24 protein-coding genes and 1 tRNA gene are annotated in these 21494 nt (G+C 47.8%); 1 reads left to right on the top strand and 24 read right to left on the bottom strand.

Annotation, left to right across the window (positions count from 1 at the left end):
* Positions 1 to 2 precede the first annotated feature (2 nt).
* The 12 genes from nuoE to rlmE form a co-directional block, all read right to left on the bottom strand.
* A complete protein-coding gene (nuoE, locus tag ABY044_RS08535) occupies positions 3 to 503 on the bottom strand; it encodes an NADH-quinone oxidoreductase subunit NuoE (protein WP_373019887.1) in 501 nt (166 codons plus the stop codon).
* Entirely contained in the window at positions 500 to 1753 is a 1254-nt protein-coding gene (locus tag ABY044_RS08530) for an NADH-quinone oxidoreductase subunit D (RefSeq protein WP_373019886.1), read from the bottom strand. Before ABY044_RS08530 ends, nuoE begins: the two co-directional genes overlap by 4 nt.
* Positions 1754 to 1767: 14 nt before the next feature.
* On the bottom strand, positions 1768 to 2442 hold the full coding sequence (locus ABY044_RS08525) for an NADH-quinone oxidoreductase subunit C (RefSeq protein ID WP_373019884.1): 675 nt from the start codon (positions 2440 to 2442) through the stop codon (positions 1768 to 1770).
* A gap of 19 nt (positions 2443 to 2461) precedes the next feature.
* Positions 2462 to 2938: an NADH-quinone oxidoreductase subunit B family protein gene (locus ABY044_RS08520; protein WP_178861732.1), complete on the bottom strand. Its 477-nt coding sequence runs from the start codon at positions 2936 to 2938 to the stop codon at positions 2462 to 2464.
* Positions 2929 to 3285 carry an NADH-quinone oxidoreductase subunit A gene (locus tag ABY044_RS08515; protein WP_373019882.1) on the bottom strand — a complete coding sequence of 119 codons (357 nt, stop codon included), beginning with the start codon at positions 3283 to 3285 and terminating at the stop codon, positions 2929 to 2931. Before ABY044_RS08515 ends, ABY044_RS08520 begins: the two co-directional genes overlap by 10 nt.
* Positions 3286 to 3349: 64 nt before the next feature.
* Positions 3350 to 3434 (bottom strand) — tRNA-Leu (locus tag ABY044_RS08510).
* An 11-nt stretch (positions 3435 to 3445) separates the two neighbouring features.
* Entirely contained in the window at positions 3446 to 3766 is a 321-nt protein-coding gene (gene secG / locus ABY044_RS08505; protein ID WP_373019880.1) for a preprotein translocase subunit SecG, read from the bottom strand.
* A gap of 2 nt (positions 3767 to 3768) precedes the next feature.
* Positions 3769 to 4524, bottom strand: coding sequence for a triose-phosphate isomerase (gene tpiA / locus ABY044_RS08500; protein WP_373019878.1), 756 nt, complete (start codon positions 4522 to 4524; stop codon positions 3769 to 3771).
* Positions 4525 to 4592: 68 nt separating this feature from the next.
* Positions 4593 to 5918 (bottom strand): phosphoglucosamine mutase, encoded by a 1326-nt coding sequence (gene glmM, locus ABY044_RS08495; protein WP_373019876.1) that lies wholly within the window; start codon positions 5916 to 5918, stop codon positions 4593 to 4595.
* Positions 5919 to 5961: 43 nt separating this feature from the next.
* The gene (gene folP, locus ABY044_RS08490; protein ID WP_373019874.1) at positions 5962 to 6801 is read right to left on the bottom strand and encodes a dihydropteroate synthase; all 840 of its coding nucleotides are present in this window, start codon (positions 6799 to 6801) and stop codon (positions 5962 to 5964) included.
* A gap of 63 nt (positions 6802 to 6864) precedes the next feature.
* Positions 6865 to 8829: an ATP-dependent zinc metalloprotease FtsH gene (ftsH, locus tag ABY044_RS08485; RefSeq protein ID WP_373019873.1), complete on the bottom strand. Its 1965-nt coding sequence runs from the start codon at positions 8827 to 8829 to the stop codon at positions 6865 to 6867.
* A gap of 109 nt (positions 8830 to 8938) precedes the next feature.
* Positions 8939 to 9556: a 23S rRNA (uridine(2552)-2'-O)-methyltransferase RlmE gene (gene rlmE, locus ABY044_RS08480; protein ID WP_373019872.1), complete on the bottom strand. Its 618-nt coding sequence runs from the start codon at positions 9554 to 9556 to the stop codon at positions 8939 to 8941.
* A 64-nt stretch (positions 9557 to 9620) separates the two neighbouring features.
* Between rlmE and yhbY the strand changes: the two genes are divergently transcribed.
* Positions 9621 to 9929 carry a ribosome assembly RNA-binding protein YhbY gene (yhbY, locus tag ABY044_RS08475; protein WP_373019871.1) on the top strand — a complete coding sequence of 103 codons (309 nt, stop codon included), beginning with the start codon at positions 9621 to 9623 and terminating at the stop codon, positions 9927 to 9929.
* Between the two features lie 40 nt (positions 9930 to 9969).
* Here yhbY and ABY044_RS08470 read toward each other — a convergent pair whose 3' ends face one another.
* The 12 genes from ABY044_RS08470 to ABY044_RS08415 all read right to left on the bottom strand — a co-directional run bounded on the left by ABY044_RS08470 (position 9970) and on the right by ABY044_RS08415 (position 21410).
* Entirely contained in the window at positions 9970 to 11148 is a 1179-nt protein-coding gene (locus tag ABY044_RS08470; RefSeq protein WP_373019870.1) for an O-succinylhomoserine sulfhydrylase, read from the bottom strand.
* Positions 11149 to 11178: 30 nt separating this feature from the next.
* Positions 11179 to 12696, bottom strand: coding sequence for an amidophosphoribosyltransferase (gene purF / locus ABY044_RS08465; protein ID WP_373019868.1), 1518 nt, complete (start codon positions 12694 to 12696; stop codon positions 11179 to 11181).
* Between the two features lie 79 nt (positions 12697 to 12775).
* A complete protein-coding gene (locus ABY044_RS08460; protein WP_373019866.1) occupies positions 12776 to 13342 on the bottom strand; it encodes an SPOR domain-containing protein in 567 nt (188 codons plus the stop codon).
* A gap of 7 nt (positions 13343 to 13349) precedes the next feature.
* Positions 13350 to 14690, bottom strand: coding sequence for a bifunctional tetrahydrofolate synthase/dihydrofolate synthase (gene folC, locus ABY044_RS08455; RefSeq protein WP_373019864.1), 1341 nt, complete (start codon positions 14688 to 14690; stop codon positions 13350 to 13352).
* A complete protein-coding gene (gene accD, locus ABY044_RS08450) occupies positions 14690 to 15544 on the bottom strand; it encodes an acetyl-CoA carboxylase, carboxyltransferase subunit beta (protein ID WP_373019863.1) in 855 nt (284 codons plus the stop codon). The genes folC and accD overlap by 1 nt, the downstream gene beginning before the upstream one ends.
* Positions 15545 to 15549: 5 nt before the next feature.
* Positions 15550 to 16380 (bottom strand): tryptophan synthase subunit alpha, encoded by an 831-nt coding sequence (trpA, locus tag ABY044_RS08445; protein WP_373019862.1) that lies wholly within the window; start codon positions 16378 to 16380, stop codon positions 15550 to 15552.
* A 9-nt stretch (positions 16381 to 16389) separates the two neighbouring features.
* Positions 16390 to 17595, bottom strand: a complete 1206-nt coding sequence (trpB, locus tag ABY044_RS08440) for a tryptophan synthase subunit beta (RefSeq protein ID WP_373019860.1) — start codon at positions 17593 to 17595, stop codon at positions 16390 to 16392.
* Positions 17592 to 18233, bottom strand: coding sequence for a phosphoribosylanthranilate isomerase (locus ABY044_RS08435; protein WP_373019858.1), 642 nt, complete (start codon positions 18231 to 18233; stop codon positions 17592 to 17594). Before ABY044_RS08435 ends, trpB begins: the two co-directional genes overlap by 4 nt.
* On the bottom strand, positions 18224 to 19012 hold the full coding sequence (gene truA / locus ABY044_RS08430) for a tRNA pseudouridine(38-40) synthase TruA (protein ID WP_373019856.1): 789 nt from the start codon (positions 19010 to 19012) through the stop codon (positions 18224 to 18226). Before truA ends, ABY044_RS08435 begins: the two co-directional genes overlap by 10 nt.
* 38 nt (positions 19013 to 19050) lie before the next feature.
* Entirely contained in the window at positions 19051 to 20073 is a 1023-nt protein-coding gene (locus tag ABY044_RS08425; RefSeq protein WP_373019855.1) for an aspartate-semialdehyde dehydrogenase, read from the bottom strand.
* Positions 20074 to 20199: 126 nt separating this feature from the next.
* On the bottom strand, positions 20200 to 20658 hold the full coding sequence (locus ABY044_RS08420) for a polymer-forming cytoskeletal protein (RefSeq protein ID WP_373019853.1): 459 nt from the start codon (positions 20656 to 20658) through the stop codon (positions 20200 to 20202).
* On the bottom strand, positions 20559 to 21410 hold the full coding sequence (locus ABY044_RS08415; RefSeq protein ID WP_373019851.1) for a M23 family metallopeptidase: 852 nt from the start codon (positions 21408 to 21410) through the stop codon (positions 20559 to 20561). The genes ABY044_RS08420 and ABY044_RS08415 overlap by 100 nt, the downstream gene beginning before the upstream one ends.
* Positions 21411 to 21494 lie beyond the last annotated feature (84 nt).

The raw sequence follows: 21494 nt of genomic DNA, 5'->3' as shown, positions 1-21494 counted from the left end.
GCTTACTCCAGTTCAGTAATCAGTTTGTCTAGATATTCTTCAGTCAGGTTTTCATGATATTCCTTACCTAACTGCATCATTGGAGCGCCACCACAAGCGCCCAAGCACTCTACTTTTTTGATAGAGAACTTACCGTCCGGAGTGACTTCACCGACCTTGATACCCAAGCGTTTTTCAAGGTAGGCAATAATGTCGTCTTTACCACGTAACATGCATGAAATACTATTACAGACACAGAACTTGAACTCACCGACCGGCTCATGTTCATAGTTTCCGTAGAAAGTTGCTACTTCATAGACTGCAATCGGAGGCATGCCAAGATAATCGGCAATTTCATCCATCAACTCAGTTGTAAGATGACCGCCGTTTACTTCCTGCACAATGCGCAATGCCGGCATGACCGCAGATTGTCTTTGATCCGCCGGATAATGCGAAATCCAACGATCGATACGGGCCTTAACGTCCCCTGTAATCATTTTGCTGTTATTTTCGGTTGAACTCATCGGTCAACTTCTCCAAATACAATATCCTGTGTTCCAATAATCGAAACCACATCCGCAATCATGTGACCTTTGGTCATCTCTTCCAGAGAGGCCAAATGCGCAAATCCAGGCGCTCTGACTTTCATGCGGTAAGGCTTATTGGCTCCGTCCGATACCATGTAAATTCCGAATTCACCTTTTGGGTGTTCAACAGCGGAATAAACTTCACTTGCTGGGATGGTGTACCCTTCGGTGAATAATTTAAAGTGGTGAATCAACGCTTCCATGTTGGATTTTGCGTCTTCTCGCGAAGGAGGCGTGACTTTATGGTTGTCTGAAATAACAGGGCCAGGGTTCTCTTTCAACCACTTGACACACTGTTTGATGATCTTATTCGATTCACGCATTTCAGCGACACGAACCAGATAACGATCGTAAGTATCGCCTGTTTTACCGACCGGGATATCAAAGTCCATTCGGTCGTAAACTTCATACGGCTGCTTCTTACGTAAATCCCATTCAATACCGGATCCGCGCAACATCGGACCTGTAAACCCTAGCTGTAAAGCACGTTCAGGCGAAACGATACCGATATCGACGGTACGCTGTTTCCAAATACGGTTGTCAGTCAATAACGTCTCGTATTCGTCCACATAACCCGGGAAACGTTCAGTGAACGCTTCAATGAAGTCCAACAGCGAACCTTCACGCGTCTCGTTCAATTTGTCCAATTTCTTACCGGAATGCCATTTCGACTCGGAATACTTCGCCATCGTATCCGGCAAATCACGGTAAACACCGCCGGGACGATAGTAAGTAGCGTGCATACGCGCACCGGAAACCGCTTCATAACAATCCATAAGGTCTTCACGTTCACGGAAAGCGTATAGGAATACGGTCATGGCACCGATATCCAGTGCATGCGCACCCAGCCACATCAAGTGGTTCAGGATACGGGTAATTTCGTCAAACATCACTCGGATATACTGAGCACGCTCAGGTACTTCAACGCCAAGCATCTTTTCGATCGCCATGACGTAAGCGTGTTCGTTTGCCATCATAGAGACGTAATCCAAACGATCCATATAACCGATAGACTGGTTGTAAGGCTTATATTCAGCTAATTTTTCTGTACCACGGTGCAAAAGACCGATGTGCGGATCCGCTCTGACGATGGTCTCACCGTCCAACTCAAGCACCAAACGCAACACCCCGTGTGCAGACGGATGCTGAGGACCAAAGTTAAGTGTATAGTTACGAATTTCAGGCATAATAATTCTCCTACTTAACCTTCTGCCGATGCATCTTCACGAATTACGCGAGGTACATTCACACGGTTTTCAATTGATACTGGTTCATAAACAACACGCCCTTTCTCTGCGTCATAACGCATTTCAACGTGTCCAGTAAGAGGAAAATCTTTTCTGAGTGGGTGGCCGACAAAACCATAGTCGGTCAAGATTCTTCTCAAGTCGGGATGTCCGTTAAACAAAATCCCGAAAAGGTCGAACGCTTCACGCTCAAACCAGTTTGCACAGTTCCAAACTTTTATGACCGAATCAACGACAGGCATTTGGGTAGACTGCGGAAAAACCTTAACGCGAATACGCGCATTATGCTCTACGGAAAGCAAATGATAGACAACCGCAAAACGGCGCTCCATTTCCAACTCTTCATTACCGTTCTCATCTTCGGCAAAATCGAATACACCGCGACTGAAACCGGTATTTGCGGCACGCATGGTTTCCCAGTTGGCCTGACCGTAATCCAGATAATCCACACCACACAAGTCGATAAGCTGCTCAAACCCCAACTCGTCTCTAAGTGTCGTGAAGGCACTAACGGCCGTCTCAGGATTCAATTCAATCGTTAGTTCGTTTAACGCAACTTTAGAATCGACAACCTTATCACCCAGGACATCATTAACTTTCTTTTGTAAATCTAATACAGACTGTTTCATAATTGACTTCTTACTGTGATTATCTAGCAATCGTATTGGTGCGTTTGATCTTATTCTGCAACTGGATGATGCCGTATAAAAGCGCTTCAGCCGTTGGAGGGCACCCAGGTACATATACATCGACGGGAACGATGCGGTCACAGCCTCTTACGACTGAATAAGAATAGTGATAATAACCGCCGCCGTTTGCACAAGAACCCATTGAGATTACCCAACGAGGCTCAGCCATCTGGTCATAGACTTTACGCAAAGCCGGAGCCATTTTATTGACCAGCGTTCCGGCAACGACCATAACGTCAGACTGACGCGGACTTGGACGGAAAATAATCCCGAAGCGGTCTAAATCGTATCGAGAAGCACCTGCATGCATCATCTCGACGGCGCAACAAGCCAAACCGAATGTCATTGGCCACAATGAACCGGTACGTGCCCAGTTAATTAATTTATCTGCAGAAGTGGTTACAACCCCTTCCTTCAAAACACCTTCTATTCCCATTCTAGTGCACCTTTTTTCCACTCATAGATGAACCCGACTACAAGTAGCGATAAAAATACGCCCATCGCCAGCAATCCAAAAGTTCCGACTTCGTCAAGCACAATCGCCCACGGGAACAGGAAAGCTATTTCTAAATCGAAAATAATGAAAAGAATCGCGACAAGATAGAAGCGTACGTCGAACTTCATACGAGCATCTTCAAACGCTTCAAAACCACACTCATAAGGCGAGTTTTTTTCGGAATCTGGTTTTTGAGGACCCAACAAATAACCTAGCAAAATAGGGCCGGCTCCAAAGAGCACTCCTAATATGATAAAGACCAGGACAGGAAGATAACTTTCTAGCATTGGCTTTAGACCTCTTCTAGCGTTTTATAAAGGCCCTTACAACTTTGTAAGGACTTGTTAAATATGGTGCCGATGGCCGGACTCGAACCGGCACAGCTTGCGCCACCACCCCCTCAAGATGGCGTGTCTACCAATTTCACCACATCGGCTTGTATGTTTTTTAGTTTGGCACTACCGGCGCATCTGGAGCAGTGGTTTGTTCCGCCGCTTGTTCCACTTGCTTAGTAACACTTTGATACCCTTTTGATTGCTGGCCACCTAGGTAAGCCAACGTCAAACTGGTGATAAAGAACAAAGTGGCCATAATAGCCGTCAATCGAGACAAGAAAGTCGCCGATCCGCCGCTACCGAAAACCGAAGTAGAAGAGCTCCCGCCGCCGAAGTTCGCTCCAGCGTCTGCGCCCTTACCTTGCTGTAACAACACCAATGCAACCAGCACCAACGCAATTACAATATGAATACCTAAAATAATTTGAAACATGATTAGCCTGCCGCCTTACAAATCGCGATAAAATCATCTGCATTTAGAGATGCGCCACCAATCAATCCACCGTCGATATCTGGCTGACCAAATAACTCTGCTGCATTGTCCGGTTTCACACTTCCACCGTATTGAATGATCACTTTTTCCGCAATATCGGCACTCAAACCGGCCAATTTATTACGAATAAAAGCGTGTACTTCTTGCGCTTGCTGCGGTGACGCCGTTCTTCCGGTACCAATAGCCCATACCGGTTCGTAAGCGATCACAACCTTAGCAAACGCATCAATTCCAACTACGTTCAAAACCGCATCCAACTGAGCGGCAATCACGTTTTCCATCACACCTGACTCACGCTCTTCCAAGGTTTCGCCCACACACAAAATCGGTGTAACGCCGGCTTTTAGTGCAACCGCCACCTTGTTTGCAACCTGAGCATCTGTCTCACCGTAAATAGCGCGACGCTCGGAGTGCCCTAAAATAACGTAAGCACAGCCTAAATCCTTGATCATCTCAACAGACTGCTCACCAGTGAAAGCGCCCTGAACAGGTTCTTCCGCAATATTTTGCGCACCAACAGAAATTTTATTTGCCACTAAAGCACGATTTACGTAATCTATGTAAATAGCAGGCGGACAGATAGCAACATCAACGTTGCCAACTTCTTCAATTTTTGCATTCAAATCCGACACCAAAGTCAGGATCGAAGCTTTCGAACCATGCATTTTCCAGTTACCTGCAACAAATGGCTTTCTCATCTGCTATTCTCCAACACAAAATTTCAACAATATTAGCGGTTTCTTTTGCAAATTACAATATTGCAATTTTATGAAAATTCTGATTCAACCGCCTCTGCAAGCTGATTTGCGCAGCTTTCAACCAACTCAAATCCCTTACCCTCAACCATCACTCGAATCAATGGCTCGGTTCCGGAAGCTCGTATCAAGACACGCCCGTCAGCACCTAATTTTTCTTCCACTTCCTGAATTTTTTGCTGAATCAATTGATTTGTTTGTAAACCGACCACACTTTCAACGCGGACATTTTTCAAAACATTAGGATACTTACTCATACCCTTTTTAATTTCATTCAACGTCTTATCGGCGTTAATTAAAACCGACAACACTTGAAGCGCTGCGACAATACCATCACCAGTGGTGGTTTTATCTAAACATAAAACATGCCCCGAAGGCTCTGCACCCAGTGCCCAACCACTTTCAACCAATTGCTCCATAACATAACGGTCACCGACCGAAGCACGCTTCAAAGCGATGCCTTCTCGCTCCAAAGCCACTTCAAGTCCCAAGTTACTCATTACCGTTCCAACCACTCCCTGCACAGCAGGACGTCCGGTCGCCAAAATAAACAGAATCTCGTCCCCATCAACCACTTCACCCAAGTGATCGACCATCATGACACGATCGCCGTCGCCGTCAAAGGCGATTCCTAAATCAGCACCTTGATCGACAACGGCTTCGCACAACGCATCCATATGAGTAGCGCCACAACCTTGGTTTATATTAATCCCGTCGGGAGTGTCTCCGATGGTCGTGACCTTTGCCCCTAACTCTTTAAAGACACTCGGTGCAATATGATAAGTCGCACCGTTTGAGCAATCCAAAACGATATTTAGCCCATCAAGCTTACGCTCACCTTCGTAAGTGCTTTTACAAAATTCGATATAACGTCCGGCCGCATCCTCGATACGTTTAGCTTTACCTAACAACTCTGACGGGACCACATCCATTTCCTGCTCGAAAGCCTGCTCAATCTCGAGCTCGACTTCGTCGGAAATTTTCTTACCTTTCGAAGAAAAAAACTTAATGCCGTTATCATAATGCGGGTTATGGGAAGCACTGATTACAATCCCTGCGTCGGCATGAAACGTTTGGGTCAGATAAGCGATAGCCGGTGTCGGCATAGGACCAAGCAGCATGACGTCGACGCCGGCCGAAATAAACCCTGCCTCAAGAGCCGACTCAAACATATAACCCGAGATACGCGTATCCTTACCAATCATGACCTTGGACTCACCGCGCGCTTTAAGAACCTTTCCGGTAGCCCAACCCAACTTAAGGATCTGGTCCGGACGAATCATTCCCTGTCCGACACGATTACGGATACCGTCGGTACCAAAATATCTTTTCTTCATATGTAAATCCTTACCCCGTTAAAGCAGCTGCTTCACTACTGCCTCAATCCCATAACTGACGAGCAACCTTTAAGGCCTGTACCGTTTCTTTCACATCATGTACGCGCACTATAGCCGCGCCTTTATGAGCAGCAACCAGAGCGGCCGCCACACTACCGACCATTCGTTCGCCAACGGGCACGTCGCCCAACAGCGCACCGATCATAGTCTTTCTAGAAACACCAACCAATACTGGATACGACAACTTCGTAAAACGTTCCAAAGCTCGGAACAGGTCGGTATTATGCGTTAAAGTCTTACCAAAACCAAACCCGGGATCCAATAAAATGTCCTCACGACGGATTCCAGCTTCCTCACAGGCAGCCACTCTCGCCTTCAGAAACCCCATGACCTCTTCAACTACGTCATTATAAACCGGTGCCGCCTGCATGGTTTCAGGCGTACCCTGCTTATGCATCAAACAAACCGGAATATCCGACCGGGCGACCAATTCCAACGCACCTTCAGCCAGTAACGCATTTACATCGTTAATCAAATCGACTCGACGATTAATAACCTCAGCCATAACTTCGGTTTTATAAGTATCAATCGATATGGCAACATCACTATTCGCCCTGACCAACTCGATCGCAGGCATAACCCGGTCCAACTCTTCGTCAACCGAAACAAAAGCCGCTCCGGGACGAGTTGATTCACCGCCGATATCAATGATATTCACCCCGCTACAAACCATCTCTTCAATCTGATGCTGAATTGCATCTTTTGTCGAAAAACGACCGCCGTCCGAAAAAGAATCGGGCGTCACATTTAAAATCCCCATCACCAAAGGAACGGAACGTTCTTCGGACTTCCAGACATCAAGCAACTGTCGCAATTTATTCATTACTTCATCCTACCGACATAAAAAAACCCCATTAAAGGGGTTTTGTCTCAAGCCTATTCGCAATCAATGCAATTTAGGCTCACTACTATCTGGCACATTGGTGTCGCCACTCAAATCATCGGAGACAACCTCAGATTCATGATCATCCGATGATTTCGCAGACTGTTCATCCGACGTATTATCCGATCCGTCATCACCGGAAGTCCATCCTTTCGGCTCTCCTGCCGGACGGCCTTCCATAATATTCTTGATCTGCTCGGAATCGATCGTTTCATAATGCATCAGAGCTTCCGTCATAACTTCCAACTTATCTGCATTATCTTTCAGTATCTGCTGTGCACGCTGATAGTTTCGGTCGATAATGGCACGAATCTCCATGTCGATTTCTTTCGAAATCTCACCGGAAACATTAGCATTACGGGAAGTCCCCATAAAGCTGCCGTTATCGTCTTCTTCATACATCAACGGCCCTAACTTGTCGGACAAGCCCCACTTGGTGACCATATTACGAGCCAACATAGTCGCTCGCTCGATATCGTTACTGGCGCCCGTAGTAACCGCATCCGGTCCGTAAATCTGCTCTTCGGCAATACGTCCGCCGTACAAACTCGACAACTGGCTTTCAAGCTTACGCTTACTGTAGCTGTAACTGTCTTCTTCCGGCAGGTACATCGTCACACCCAAAGCGCGTCCACGCGGCATGATACTCACCTTATAAACAGGATCGTGCTCCGGCACCAAATAACCGACAATGGCGTGTCCAGCTTCATGATAAGCGGTCATTCTGCGTTCTTTTTCGCTCATCACCATGCTCTTACGCTCAACACCCATCAATATCTTATCTTTGGCTTTCTCAAAATGAGTTTGATTGACCAAACGATCGTTATTGCGAGCTGCAAACAAAGCGGCTTCGTTAACCAAATTCGCCAAATCTGCTCCAGAGAAACCTGGCGTACCGCGGGCAATAACCGCCGCATTAACGTCATCCGCCAACGGCACCTTACGCATATGCACTTTAAGAATCTGTTCACGGCCGCGAATATCCGGCAATCCAACGGTAACCTGACGGTCGAATCGACCCGGACGCAACAATGCAGGATCCAATACATCCGCACGGTTAGTCGCTGCGATAACGATAATTCCCTCATTACCTTCGAAACCGTCCATCTCAACCAGCATCTGGTTCAAAGTCTGCTCGCGTTCGTCGTTTCCGCCGCCCATACCGGTTCCGCGACTACGCCCGACCGCATCGATTTCGTCAATAAAGATAATACAAGGTGCATGCGCCTTGGCCTGCTCGAACATATCACGGACACGCGAAGCACCGACACCGACAAACATTTCTACAAAGTCGGAACCCGAAATCGTAAAGAAAGGTACCTTGGCTTCACCGGCGATGGCTTTCGCCAACAAGGTCTTACCGGTACCCGGAGGCCCAACCATCAAGACACCGCGCGGAATATTTCCACCTAAATTCTGATACTTAGTAGGATCTCTTAAGAAATCTACAATCTCGCCAACTTCTTGTTTTGCTTCGTCTGCACCCGCAACGTCATCCAAAGTCACTTTGACCTGATCGCTTGTCAGCATGCGCGCCTTACTCTTACCGAAAGACATCGGACCGCCCTTGCCGCCCATGCCGCCACCGACGGAACGCATAAAGAAAATCCACACTGCAATCAACAGCAGCATCGGGAACCATGAGATAAAGATTTGCATCAACACGCTTTGCTCTTCAGGAGGATGCGCACTGATTTTAACGTGATTATCCAACAGGTCGCCCATCAACCCAGGATCGCCCGGATTATAAGTCGTGAAGCTGTCGCCACTCATATAAACACCACGAATGGTCGCACCTTCAATAGAAACCTTACTGACCTGTCCTTGATGAACCTGTTCAATGAAATCAGAATAATCCAAACGGCTCGAGCTGGTTTGCGACTGATCTTTGAAGTGGTTGAACACCGTCATCATGATCATCGCAACGATCGTCCAAACCAACACATTTTTTAACATATCATTCTTCATGGTCTACCCTTAGGACTCACAAAACTTTACGAATCCGACTACTTTAACACAAAACTTCATAAACTTAACTTATGATCGATTGATGTTATTAATCAAGTTAATTAGTTTTTTATTTCTTGCCTCGCGCCAACAAGTAAATTTCCTTACTTCTAGGTCGAGACGCTTTTGGCTTTCTGGTAATCACTTTTTGATACTTATCCTTAAGGGTTCTAATCAATTGATCGTAACCCTCGCCCTGAAACACTTTCATCAACAAATCGCCGCCCGGCTTTAACACTTGATCGGCCAACTCAACCGAGAGTTCAACCAAATACATCGCCCTTGGGATATCCATCGCCTTATTGCCGCTCATATTCGGCGCCATATCGGACATAACCACATCCACATCGCGTCCCGCCAAAGCATTCAACAACGCATCATAGACGGCCTCTTCCTGAAAGTCGCCCTGAATGAAAGTCACACCTGCAAAAGGTTCCACCGGCAGAATATCAAGGGCGAACACTTCACCTTGACCACCGACCTTATGCGTTGTCCATTGAGACCAGCCTCCCGGCGCCGCACCTAAGTCGACGACACACATGCCCGGCTTGAACAAATGATCCTTTTCATCAATCTCTTGCAGCTTGTAAACCGCGCGAGAACGCCACCCCTCTTGTTTAGCTTTGAGCACATAATGATCATCAAAGTGCTCTTTTAGCCAACCCGAACTTGATTTACTTCTCGCCATCTATGAAATATCTACTACAATATGTGAATTAATTTTTAAATAATAACGAATACTGGAATTTTCAATGAGCCAACCGGAAAAATTATCGATCAACCAGAAAAAATACCTTCGCGGCATCGCGCATGGTCTAAACCCGATGATTATCATCGGCGCGAACGGCGTAACGGAAAGTTTGATGGCTGAGTTGGAAAGCACACTTAGCCATCATGAAATCCTAAAAATCAAGATTGCCGCCGGCGATCGCGAAGATCGGGCTAAAATCGTTGATTACATCATCAAAGAAACCGGCGCTTTGCTGGTTCAGAGCATCGGAAAGATTTGCGTGATCTACCGTCAAAACGAAGAAACGCAACTTCCTCTGCCTAAAAAATAATTAGGCTTTTGATGCCTTCTTAATCTAATCGACCTACCGATTAGATTAAGGCGTCCAACCCTCTCGCCAGATCTTTTTTGATATCGTCTATCGATTCAAGACCAACCGAAACCCGCACTAAATTATCCGTAATCCCGGCTTTTAAACGATCTTCCGGACTCACACGGCAGTGTGTCGTTGTCGCTGGATGCGTAATACTGGTTTTCACGTCACCCAAATTAGCGGTAATTGACAGCATTTTCGTAGCATCGATCACAGACCAGGCATCCTGCTGATCGCCCTTAACTCGGAAACTCACCAAGCCGCCGCCGGCATCCTGTTGCTTAACCGCAAGCTCATACTGGGGATGCGACGCCAAGCCGGGATAAAACACCTGCTCCACAGCCGGATGTTCCGACAACCACTGTGCCAGTTGCATTGCATTATTACAATGCGCCGCCATTCTTACCGGCAGGGTTTCCAAACCTTTCAAAAACATCCACGCATTAAACGGACTCATCGACGGACCGGCCGTACGCATAAACCCGCGAACAGGCTCTTCGATCAACTCGGCAGAGCCAACTACTGCACCGCCGATTCCTCGACCCTGCCCGTCCAAAAACTTAGTCGCCGAATGGATAACAATATCGGCACCCTGCTCCAACGGACGCTGAAGTACTGGCGTACAAAAGCAGTTATCCACAATCAACAAACAATCGTTCGCTTTTGCCAAAGCGGAAATAGCACTCAAGTCGGCAATCTCAGTCAAAGGATTGGACGGCGTTTCCAGAAAAAACGCTTTGGTGTTCGGCTTAATCGCCGCCTGCCATTCGGAAATATCCGTCTGAGACACAAAACTGACTTCCAAACCGAACTTAGCCAAGTATTTATTGAATAAAACTTTAGTGGTTCCGAAAACGCTTTGAGAAGAAATGACATGATCACCGGCTTCAAACAATCCCATGAACGTCGACAGGATCGCCGACATACCGGATGCCGTACCAACACAGGACTCACCACCTTCCATCAACGCCAAACGACGTTCGAAAGTACGCACGGTCGGGTTCGTAAAGCGCGAATAAATATTGCCCTTTTCCTGCCCCCCGAAACGAGCCGCCGCCTGAGCCGCAGACTCGTAACGGAAACTTGAAGTCAGAAACATGGCTTCACTGTTTTCCTGCTCTGCAGTCTGGTCATAGCCGGCGCGAACCGCCAATGTTTCAATATCAAATTCTTGCATCTTAATCCTCTAAAATTCTTCTTTCGGCCATCAACTTCCGTTATAGATGCCTACCGGTTCTTGTCCGGTCGCTTGCTTAGAAGTTTGAGCGCTATCGTTACGGGCCACGTCGATTGACTGCAAATACTCCGGCGTAATATCGCCAGTGACATATTCGCCACTAAAACAAGACGTATCGAACAGCTTGATCTGTTCGTTACCCACTCCAACCGCTTCAATCAAATCATCCAAGTCCTGATAAATCAATTTATCGGCCCCGATGAATTCCGCAATTTCTTCGGTGGTACGGTTATTTGCAACCAACTCGGAAGCCGAAGGCATATCAATTCCGTAAACGTAAGGAAAACGTACCGCGGGTGCGGCGGAAGCGAAATATACTTTTTTCGCACCGGCTTCACGCGCCATCTCGACAATCTGCCCGGAAGTCGTACCGCGGACGATCGAATCGTCCACCAACAACACATTCTTACCTTCAAATTCCAAATCGATCGGATTCAATTTGTGACGTACCGATTTCTTACGTAACTGCTGACCCGGCATAATGAAAGTACGGCCGATATAACGGTTTTTGATGAACCCTTCGCGATACGGCTTGCCTAATTTCGCGGCCAATTCCAATGCCGAAGTACGGCTGGTATCCGGAATCGGCATCACCACATCAATATCGTGCTCCGGCCATTCACGCAAAATTTTATCCGCCAACTTTTCACCCATACGTAAACGGGATTTGTATACGGAAATATCGTCGATCATAGAGTCCGGACGGGCAAAATAAACAAACTCGAAAATACATGGTGAATACTGTGGATTTTCAGCACACTGCTGGAAGAAAATATTGCCGTCTTCTGTGATTACAACCGCTTCGCCCGGTGCCAAGTCTCTCATCAATTCAAACCCCAGACCATCCAGAGCAACGGATTCCGATGCAACAATATAGTCCGTACCCGCTGCAGTTTCACGCTTACCGACGACGACCGGACGCAAAGCAAACGGATCGCGGAAAGCGAACACACCGATATTCGAAATCATACCGACGGCGGCATAACCACCTCGTGCACGTTTGTGCACGTTACGGATTGCGTTAAATACATCCTCATGATCGATAAACAGCTTCTTTTGCTGCATCAACTCATGCGCAAAAACGTTCAACAATACCTCGGAATCCGAATTGGTATTCAAGTGACGCAAATCCTGACGGTAGATTTCCTGACTTAACTGTTCGGTATTGGTCAGGTTACCGTTATGCCCCATGGCAATTCCGTACGGAGAGTTTACGTAAAACGGCTGCGCTTCTGCACTAGAAGAAGAACCCGCTGTAGGATAGCGTACGTGTCCGATCCCCATTTTTCCGTGCAAATCACGCATATGGCGGGTACGAAACACATCCTTGACCATTCCATTATCTTTACGCTGGAAAAAGCGACCGTTCTCACACGTCACGATCCCGGCAGCATCTTGGCCGCGATGCTGCAAAATGGTTAAGGCGTCATAAATCTCTTGGCAAACAGCTGTCTCACCAACAGAAACTATCCCAACAATACCACACATAGGGTTACTCTCTTTCTAATCAAAGTTAAACGTTTAAATGAACAAAATTCTTAAGATAAAAATCGCAGTGAATATCCCACTATTTTACCTGTACTATTTGCGATTGGGTACGCAAAGCTTTATCTATTTTTTTCTTATCCCGCTCGGCCGCTTCCTTCGTCGCATAAGGACCGGTTCTTACAGAAAATGTCTTACTCGCGGGAAATTCTTTTATCCACGCTTTATAGTCACTATCCAACAAACTCTCAACCCGCTTGGCGTCATTTAACTCTTTAAAAGCCGCCACTTTTACCAACCACTGCCCGACCATTGACTTTTGAGCCGTGTGCGGCGGCGTTGAAACGCTTTGTTTCTCGCGGGTGGACGTAACCGCTTTCTGATCGCCAACGGAAGCGTTGTTATTCTCTGCAACAGCCGCTTTAGCTTGACTCTCCGCTGCTTCGACAGAACTAACCGGCTGCTGGGAAGTCGAAGAAGGCAAGACATAGGCCTGGTGCACAAGCGGGCCGGAATTTTGTACTTCAGATTGATCCGCACCGCCCGGTTTGAAATTCACCGGCTGGCTATACCAACCGGGTACGATAATCACCAGTAACGTCAACCAAATAGCTGCGCCAATTAATCGATGCTTACTTACCTCATCCATTACCACTCTAACCTTCCATACGTTTTGTCGCTACCAGCGTCTCAAGCACTTGAGATACCGTAAAGAAAGAACCCCATACTAAAATCGAATCCTGAGATTGACCACAAGCTAACTCAACCGCCTCGCTCATAGCGTCGACTTGCTGTATCGCACTCTCTGCAATCCCCGCATCCAATAATAATTGATGCAATTTCGGCAAAGTGGTCGATCTCGGAATCGCCAAATCGGCGATCACCCAACGTTTCACCCAAGGCGAGAGAAGTTTGACCATCGGCAGACTGTCTTTATCATTCAAAACCGAAAACAGCGCGGTAAAGCGCGGGGAGTCAGGCAAAAGCCCAAGATAGTCGGCCAAAGCCTGTGAAGACTGGGGATTATGAGCAACATCAAGCAACCAATCCTGTGATCCAACCTTAAAGGTTTGTAAACGACCCGGATGTTTCACCTGATGCAATCCCTTGCTAATCGCATCGCAACCGACGGGAAGATCTGACTGGATTCGTGACAATAATGCCACCACCCCGGCCGCATTCTGTATTTGGAATTGACCTTTCAATGCAGGAATCGGTAAATCGCCACAATCCAAAGCACTCAAACCGGACATTGACCAACCCAATTCAGTTTGGGAAACATTGAAGTCCCGCCCCAGACCGGTTAATGGAACCCGATGCATTTCGGCGTAATCAAACAGGCTTTGAGGCGGATTAGGATCAGAGCACACCGCCGGACAGTGCGGACGCATAATCCCCGCCTTTTCCGTCGCAATCACCGAACGGTCATCACCCAGCCAATCGACATGATCAACATCAATCGCCGTAATCAAAGCGGCATCCGCATCCACCAGGTTAACGGCATCCAAACGTCCGCCCAGCCCCACTTCTAAAACAGCCACATCGACAGCGCTATTTTTAAAGATCAACAAAGCGGCCAAGGTAGAGAACTCAAAGTACGTCAACTTGGTTTCACCGCGCCCCGCTTCGATTTGAACGAAAGCCTCGATAATCTGGCGATCGTCGACCATCTGCCCGTTTAATTGGATACGCTCATTAAAACGCAAAATATGCGGAGAGGTATAGGTGCCGACTCGATACCCTTGCGCATCGAGAATAGTCGACAGCATGGCGACACTCGAACCCTTCCCGTTAGTGCCGGCGACACTAATGACAAACGGAGCGGGTTTAGCGACACCGAGATGCTGGGCCACCAAAGCGACGCGCTCTAATCCTAAGTCAATCTCCTGGGCGTGCATCCCCAACAGCCAATCGATCCACTCCTGAAGAGTGGATTCACTGTCAGGCGCAGGCAAAGACTTCGTCGCCATTCCCGTTTTTGATGCAGTTACAGACATTAAGCAGGTTTGTTCATCAGCATTTTACAAACGCTGGATAACTCGTTTCTTAATTCATGACGATGAATAATGCGATCAATCGCACCATGCTCTAGTAAGAACTCACTTCGCTGGAAACCTTCCGGTAATTTTTCACGTACCGTCTGTTCGATAACACGAGGACCTGCAAAACCGATTAAGGCTTTCGGCTCGGCCACGTTTAAATCCCCCAACATCGCGAAACTGGCTGAAACCCCACCCATAGTCGGATCCGTCAACACCGAAATATAAGGTAAGCCTTTCGCACGCAAACGTCCTAAAGCCGCACTGGTCTTAGCCATCTGCATCAACGAGAACAACGCTTCCTGCATACGTGCACCACCACTGGCTGAGAAACAGATAAACGGACATTCGCGTTCAATTGCTTCGTTGACGGCACGCACGAATTTTTCGCCGACAACCGATCCCATGGAACCACCCATAAACTTGAATTCGAAAGCAGCCGCAACCACTTCCAGACCGTTAATGGTACCGACTTCGGTAATTAACGCATCCTTTTCACCCGTCGCTTTCTGAGCCTGAGTAATGCGGTCTTTATATTTTTTCAAATCTCTGAATTTCAAACGGTCAACCGGAGAAATATTCGCGGAAATCTCGCGTGAAGAGCCTTCGTCAAAAAACACATGCAAACGCTCACGTCCGGTCAAACGCATGTGATGGTCACATTTAGGACACACCTCTTGATTACGCTTTACTTCGGAACGGTATAAAGTACTTTCACACTTAGGACACTTGGTCCAAAGCCCTTCTGGCACCGAACTTTTACGTTCGGTTACTTGCTTAATGCTCGGAAGGATTTTTTCAAACCAGTTCATATCAATTACTCCTGACCTTTTAGTGCATCTGCGCGATCAATCGCAGAGCGGAATTCTGTCATCTTCTCGCCAATGGCAAGTTCAATATCATACAAGTCATGATGGGCGTTTGCTTCAATCAGACTGACCAGTGCGGAACCGACAATGACCGCATCGCCTAATTGCGCCATCTCATAGGCCATCTGACCGTCTCTAATCCCAAAACCGATCCCGATCGGCAATGACAACTGTCCGCGTAGACGGTTAATCTGCGCCGTCACATCGGCAATATCCAATTCTTTAGAACCCGTGACCCCTTTCAGAGAAACGTAATAGGCAAACCCGCTGCCTTTTTGATTGACTGCAGCCAAGCGCGATTCAGGCGTAGTCGGCGATACTAAGAAAATACGGTCAAGTCCGGCTGCACTCAACGCATCCAAATAACCAAAACTTTCTTCCGGCGGCATATCCACGGTAAGAACCGCGTCCACACCCACCGAACTAGCGGCTGCGGCAAACGCCTCGTAACCTTCGGCTTCGATCGGGTTCAAATACCCCATCAAAATAATTGGAGTCTCGTTATCCTGCTCACGGAAAACGCGAACATATTCCAAGACGTCATCCAAACTGACGTTGTGACTTAAAGCTCGCTCAACCGCTTTCTGAATGACCGGACCGTCCGCCATCGGATCGGAAAAAGGCACACCCAATTCCAACATGTCCGCACCCTTGGAAACCATAAGGTGCATTAGAGCAACCGTAGCATTAGGATTAGGATCACCAGCTGTGATATAAGGAATTAAGGCTGTTTTTCCTTGAGCCTTTAAAGCCTCAAGTTTCTGTTGAATTCTACTCATCATTTCTTCCTAAAACTCGAAACCTTCGATCTGTGCGATGGTATTCATATCCTTATCGCCGCGACCGGAAAGATTCACGATAATCACTTGATCCTTATTCATGGTTGGTGCCAACTTGGTTGCATAAGCAATCGCGTGACTCGATTCCAATGCCGGGATGATCCCTTCGTATTTAGTCAAGTCCCTAAAACCTTGCAAAGCTTCTTCGTCGTCAATCGCCACGTAATTGGCACGGCCAATGTCTTTTAACCATGCGTGTTCGGGACCGACGCCCGGATAATCCAGACCAGCCGAAATCGAATGGGTGCCGATGATCTGACCGTTTTTATCCTGCATCAAATAAGTACGGTTGCCGTGCAACACACCCGGCGTACCTGCACACAACGGTGCCGCATGCTCGCCACTTTCCAAACCGTGTCCAGCCGCTTCCACACCGTAAATCGCCACACCTTCATCCGGTAAAAACTCATGGAACAAGCCGATTGCGTTTGATCCGCCGCCCACACAGGCAACCAAGGCATCCGGTAACTTGCCTTCTTTTTCCAAAACCTGTTCGCGGGCTTCACGGCCGATCACCGCCTGAAAATCGCGCACCATCGCCGGATAAGGATGCGGACCGGCCGCCGTACCGATGATATAAAACGTATCGTCGACATTGGTTACCCAATCACGCATCGCTTCGTTCAAGGCATCTTTCAATGTACGAGTACCGGATTCGACAGCCACTACGGTTGCACCCAACATCTTCATACGTGCAACGTTCGGCGCCTGACGCACTACGTCATCCGCACCCATGTAAACCACACACTCCAGTCCCAGGCGCGCCGCAACCGTCGCACTGGCTACCCCGTGCTGACCCGCACCGGTTTCCGCGATAATGCGCGTTTTACCAAGGCGTTTCGCAAGCAAAGCCTGGCCGATGGTATTGTTAACCTTATGGGCGCCGGTATGGTTCAAATCTTCACGTTTCAAATAGATTTTTGCTCCACCCAAACTTTCCGACCAACGTTCCGCATAATAAAGCGGAGTAGGACGACCGACATAATCTCTTAGGTCGTCGCTCAATTCGCTTAAAAAAGCCGGATCGTTTTTAAGACTTTGATACTCGGCATTCAACTGCTCAAGTGCCGCCATCAGGGTCTCGGGGGCAAAGATTCCCCCGTAAGGTCCAAAATGGCCGTGTTCATCAGGGAACTTTGAAAAATCTACTGTCATTCAACTGTACTCATTACTTGTTGCATAAATAATTTAACCGAATCGGGAGATTTCACTCCTTTACTGGCTTCCACCCCACCGCTGACGTCTACCGCCCAGGGACGAACCGTATGAATCGCACGCGCGACGTTCTCCGCATTCAAACCGCCTGCAAGAATAATCGGCTTAGAAAACGATTTCGGAACCAAATCCCAATTGAACTGCTCACCGGTACCGCCCGGAACTCCCGGCTTGTATGCGTCCAACAAAAGACCGCAGGCAGAAACATACTGTTCGGACAGATCGTGTAAATCGGTCTCTTCGCGCATCCGTACGGCCTTCATATAAGGCAAGCCGAACTGCTCGCAAAATTCCGCGGATTCATCACCATGAAATTGCAGAAGATCAATTTGAACCCGGTTCAAAACCGCCTGAACATATTCGACCGAAGGGTCGACGAACAAAGCGGTCTTGGTCACGAACGCCGGCATCGCTTTGGCAATCAGGCGGGCCTGATCAATTTCCACATGACGCGGACTCGGTTCATAAAAAACCAAACCGATCGAATCAACGCCTGCGTCGGCCACCATCAAACCGTTTTCAACCGAGGTAATCCCGCAAATTTTAACACGCGTTCTCAATACCGAACTCACTGCCACAATACCTCGTTCAATTCGACTCGGGGAATTTGATACTCTTCCGGATAAAATGCATTCACAAAATACAATCCGCTTGCCGGAGCCGTTGCCGCCGCCTGGGTACGATCTTTTAATTCAAGAACTTCTTTTACCCAGCTTTCCGGCTTATCGCCACGACCGATCTGCATCAAGGTGCCGCTGATATTCCGCACCATATGATGCAAAAACGCATTCGCCTGAATATCAATAAAAACAAAATCGCCTCTACGACTCACGGCAACCGATTGCACTTCCCGCATCGCATGCGACGCTTGACAAGCCGCCGCCCGAAAAGAAGAAAAATCCTGTTCACCGATCAACGCCTGAGCGGCTCGATGCATTTTTTCTTCGTCCAACTTACGGTCTTCCCAGGTCACTCTGTCGGCCAAAACCGCCGAATGCACGTTACGATTAAAAATCACATAACGATACTGACGGGCAAACGCGGAAAACCGCGCATGAAATTCCGTATCGACCGGTTTCGCCCAAGCAATTCGAATGTCGCCGGGTAATTTCGTATTCGCACCCTGAACCCACGCTTTAAGCGGACGTTCGGATCGGGTTTCGAAATGCACCACCTGACCGACCGCATGAACGCCGGTGTCGGTACGCCCCGCACAATGCAAATCAATCGTTTCGTCGGCAATCTGCGTCAAGGCTTGTTCGACTAAGCCCTGCACGGATTCGCAATGCGATTGGCGCTGCCAACCGCAATAGCGGGTTCCTTGGTATTCGACACCCAGTGCTATTCGGCTATGCAAAACTTTTGGCCTGCAAGATCAACGATTCAAACCCGGCTTTAAATATATTTTTCGATCAACAATTCTGCGATCTGAACCGTATTGGTCGCGGCACCTTTACGGACGTTATCCGCAACTACCCACAAGTTCAAACCGTTTTCGATCGTGATGTCCTCACGGATACGGCCAACGTATACCGGATTAGTATCCGCCGCTTCAGTCACAGCGGTCGGATAACCACCGTCAACATGCTCGTCAACCAATACGACACCTTCCATGTCCTCGTAAAGTTTTTTGGCTTCTTCGGCCGTGATCTTCTTCTCGGTTTCGATATGTACCGCTTCACTGTGTCCGTAGAACACAGGAACACGAACGGCGGTCGGGTTCACCAGGATGTTCTCGTCACCCATGATTTTCTTGGTTTCCCAAACCATCTTCATCTCTTCTTTGGTGTAACCGTTATCCATGAAGACGTCGATCTGCGGAATACAGTTAAACGCAATCTGCTTAGGATAGACTTTTGCCTTGACCGGCTTCATGTTCAACAAGTCGGCGGTCTGCTGAGCTAACTCTTCAATCGCTTCTTTCCCTGTACCGGAAACCGCCTGATAAGTCGCGACGTTAATACGCTTGATCCCTACTGCATCATAGATAGGCTTCAAAGCCACCAGCATCTGGATAGTTGAGCAGTTCGGGTTGGCGATGATGCCACGGTTTTTATAGCCAGCAACCGCTTCCGGATTTACTTCCGGTACAACTAGCGGAATGTCGTCGTCATAACGGAACTGGGATGTGTTATCCACAACAATACAACCCGCTTCCGCCGCTTTAGGTGCGTAAATAGCCGAAACACTCGCTCCAGGAGAGAATAATCCGATTTGAACTTTAGAAAAATCGAACGTCTCCAAGTCTTGAACTTCGATCCAGCCGCCTTTGAATTGCAATTTTTTACCCGCAGAACGGCTACTTGCCAACGGATAAATCTTACCTACCGGAAAATCACGCTCTTCCAATACTTTCAAAATGGTTTCACCTACTGCACCAGTAGCACCGACAACCGCAATATCATACAATTTAGTCATGATCTTTCTTTTTTCCTTATTAATTTAGGGACTCTTTACTCGCCCCGCTCAATACTAAAAATTTGACTGACAGCTTCTATTTACCTGACTTATTGCCAACCTAGCTAAACCCGACATTTAATCTGTTTAAACCTTGTCTTCAATCTTCTCTTTTTCCAACAAGTCGCTCAATGAAGCTGGAACGCCCGAATGTTTCATTTCTTCCGGTAAACTAACAATCATACCGCCCTCGGTCAATTCACGGCTTTCACCAATGAATTTCCCGCCGGCTTCAATCGTGACTTCACCGCTAATCAACTCACCGATGAATTTTCCGGTACTGAGGATATCAATCCGCTCGCAAGCCACCTTGCCTTCAAACACACCGCTCAACACGATTGAACGCGCTTTGATAAAGCCTTTCACTTCACCCTGAACACCGATCGACACGTCAAAATCACTTTGAATGACACCGTCGATACGACCGTCAACGTGGAGGGGGCCGCCTAGTGCGCTGAATTCTCCGCTAAGGACACACCCCGGTGCAATAATTGTTTTTCCACCTTCTCCACGCGCTCGTTTACGGCTTGACTTAAAGATCCCCATGGTACCCCTTTCACCTCTTGGAAAATGCTGTCGTAATTCTGCAAACTCCACTCGACAAACGCTGCCGGATCGAGTTTACGCTGCACAAAAGAAACCTCATAATGCAAATGGTTACCAGACGATAATCCGGTTGAACCGATACCGCCGATCACATCTCCTTGATGGATGAACTGACCGGTTTTCACATCCAATCGACTCAAATGTCCGTAATGCGTCTTAAAGCCATTCGCATGGGAAAGAATAATCAACTTTCCGAAACCGCTGTTCTTATGATAACCCGCATATTCCACGACACCGTCCGCGGTCGCAATTACCGAAGCGCCTTTTTCGCCACGATAATCGATACCGTGATGAAACTGTTTTTTCCCGCTAACCGGATGAATTCGCCAACCGTAAGAACTGCTCACACCGACGAAATTCGCAACCGGACGCCCGTTTGGAATCATTTCCAGCATCATGCTTTTACCTAAGGTGTTCAACTGTACCAGCTTGACCCGTTCCTCGACCGGTTTTTCCGGTTCTTCGGCACTGGTGCTGGTACCAATCAACTCCTCCAAGCCTTGCAAGGTTTGATCCAGCAGTTCGGCCTGCTTGGTCTTTTCGGACAACTCAGATTCCAGCAAGCGTTTTTCCGAAGCGACATGAATGAAATCGTTTTTTTGCTCATTCAACACTTTTTCGTAGCTTTGAACCGCTTGCATATGCTGACTTTCAATTCGATCGGCTTGATCGCTCAACCACCAAATAGTCAAAGCGCCACCCACCCAAATCAACAAAAAAACGAGCAGGAAAAACCACGCGAATCGCTTAAAAATCTGTTTAAACGAATAATCACG

It is taken from the genome of Thiomicrorhabdus sp. (assembly GCF_041583835.1).
Taxonomy (GTDB): Bacteria; Pseudomonadota; Gammaproteobacteria; order Thiomicrospirales; family Thiomicrospiraceae; genus Thiomicrorhabdus.
This window is presented reverse-complemented; position numbering and strand designations above follow the sequence as displayed.

Bases quoted from the DNA above. Each gene is read 5' to 3' on its own strand.
- nuoE (WP_373019887.1), bottom strand. From the start codon at position 503: ATGAGTTCAACCGAAAATAACAGCAAAATGATTACAGGGGACGTTAAG.
- ABY044_RS08530 (WP_373019886.1), bottom strand. From the start codon at position 1,753: ATGCCTGAAATTCGTAACTATACACTTAACTTTGGTCCTCAGCATCCG.
- ABY044_RS08525 (WP_373019884.1), bottom strand. From the start codon at position 2,442: ATGAAACAGTCTGTATTAGATTTACAAAAGAAAGTTAATGATGTCCTG.
- ABY044_RS08520 (WP_178861732.1), bottom strand. From the start codon at position 2,938: ATGGGAATAGAAGGTGTTTTGAAGGAAGGGGTTGTAACCACTTCTGCA.
- ABY044_RS08515 (WP_373019882.1), bottom strand. From the start codon at position 3,285: ATGCTAGAAAGTTATCTTCCTGTCCTGGTCTTTATCATATTAGGAGTG.
- secG (WP_373019880.1), bottom strand. From the start codon at position 3,766: ATGTTTCAAATTATTTTAGGTATTCATATTGTAATTGCGTTGGTGCTG.
- tpiA (WP_373019878.1), bottom strand. From the start codon at position 4,524: ATGAGAAAGCCATTTGTTGCAGGTAACTGGAAAATGCATGGTTCGAAA.
- glmM (WP_373019876.1), bottom strand. From the start codon at position 5,918: ATGAAGAAAAGATATTTTGGTACCGACGGTATCCGTAATCGTGTCGGA.
- folP (WP_373019874.1), bottom strand. From the start codon at position 6,801: ATGAATAAATTGCGACAGTTGCTTGATGTCTGGAAGTCCGAAGAACGT.
- ftsH (WP_373019873.1), bottom strand. From the start codon at position 8,829: ATGAAGAATGATATGTTAAAAAATGTGTTGGTTTGGACGATCGTTGCG.
- rlmE (WP_373019872.1), bottom strand. From the start codon at position 9,556: ATGGCGAGAAGTAAATCAAGTTCGGGTTGGCTAAAAGAGCACTTTGAT.
- yhbY (WP_373019871.1), top strand. From the start codon at position 9,621: ATGAGCCAACCGGAAAAATTATCGATCAACCAGAAAAAATACCTTCGC.
- ABY044_RS08470 (WP_373019870.1), bottom strand. From the start codon at position 11,148: ATGCAAGAATTTGATATTGAAACATTGGCGGTTCGCGCCGGCTATGAC.
- purF (WP_373019868.1), bottom strand. From the start codon at position 12,696: ATGTGTGGTATTGTTGGGATAGTTTCTGTTGGTGAGACAGCTGTTTGC.
- ABY044_RS08460 (WP_373019866.1), bottom strand. From the start codon at position 13,342: ATGGATGAGGTAAGTAAGCATCGATTAATTGGCGCAGCTATTTGGTTG.
- folC (WP_373019864.1), bottom strand. From the start codon at position 14,690: ATGTCTGTAACTGCATCAAAAACGGGAATGGCGACGAAGTCTTTGCCT.
- accD (WP_373019863.1), bottom strand. From the start codon at position 15,544: ATGAACTGGTTTGAAAAAATCCTTCCGAGCATTAAGCAAGTAACCGAA.
- trpA (WP_373019862.1), bottom strand. From the start codon at position 16,380: ATGAGTAGAATTCAACAGAAACTTGAGGCTTTAAAGGCTCAAGGAAAA.
- trpB (WP_373019860.1), bottom strand. From the start codon at position 17,595: ATGACAGTAGATTTTTCAAAGTTCCCTGATGAACACGGCCATTTTGGA.
- ABY044_RS08425 (WP_373019855.1), bottom strand. From the start codon at position 20,073: ATGACTAAATTGTATGATATTGCGGTTGTCGGTGCTACTGGTGCAGTA.
- ABY044_RS08420 (WP_373019853.1), bottom strand. From the start codon at position 20,658: ATGGGGATCTTTAAGTCAAGCCGTAAACGAGCGCGTGGAGAAGGTGGA.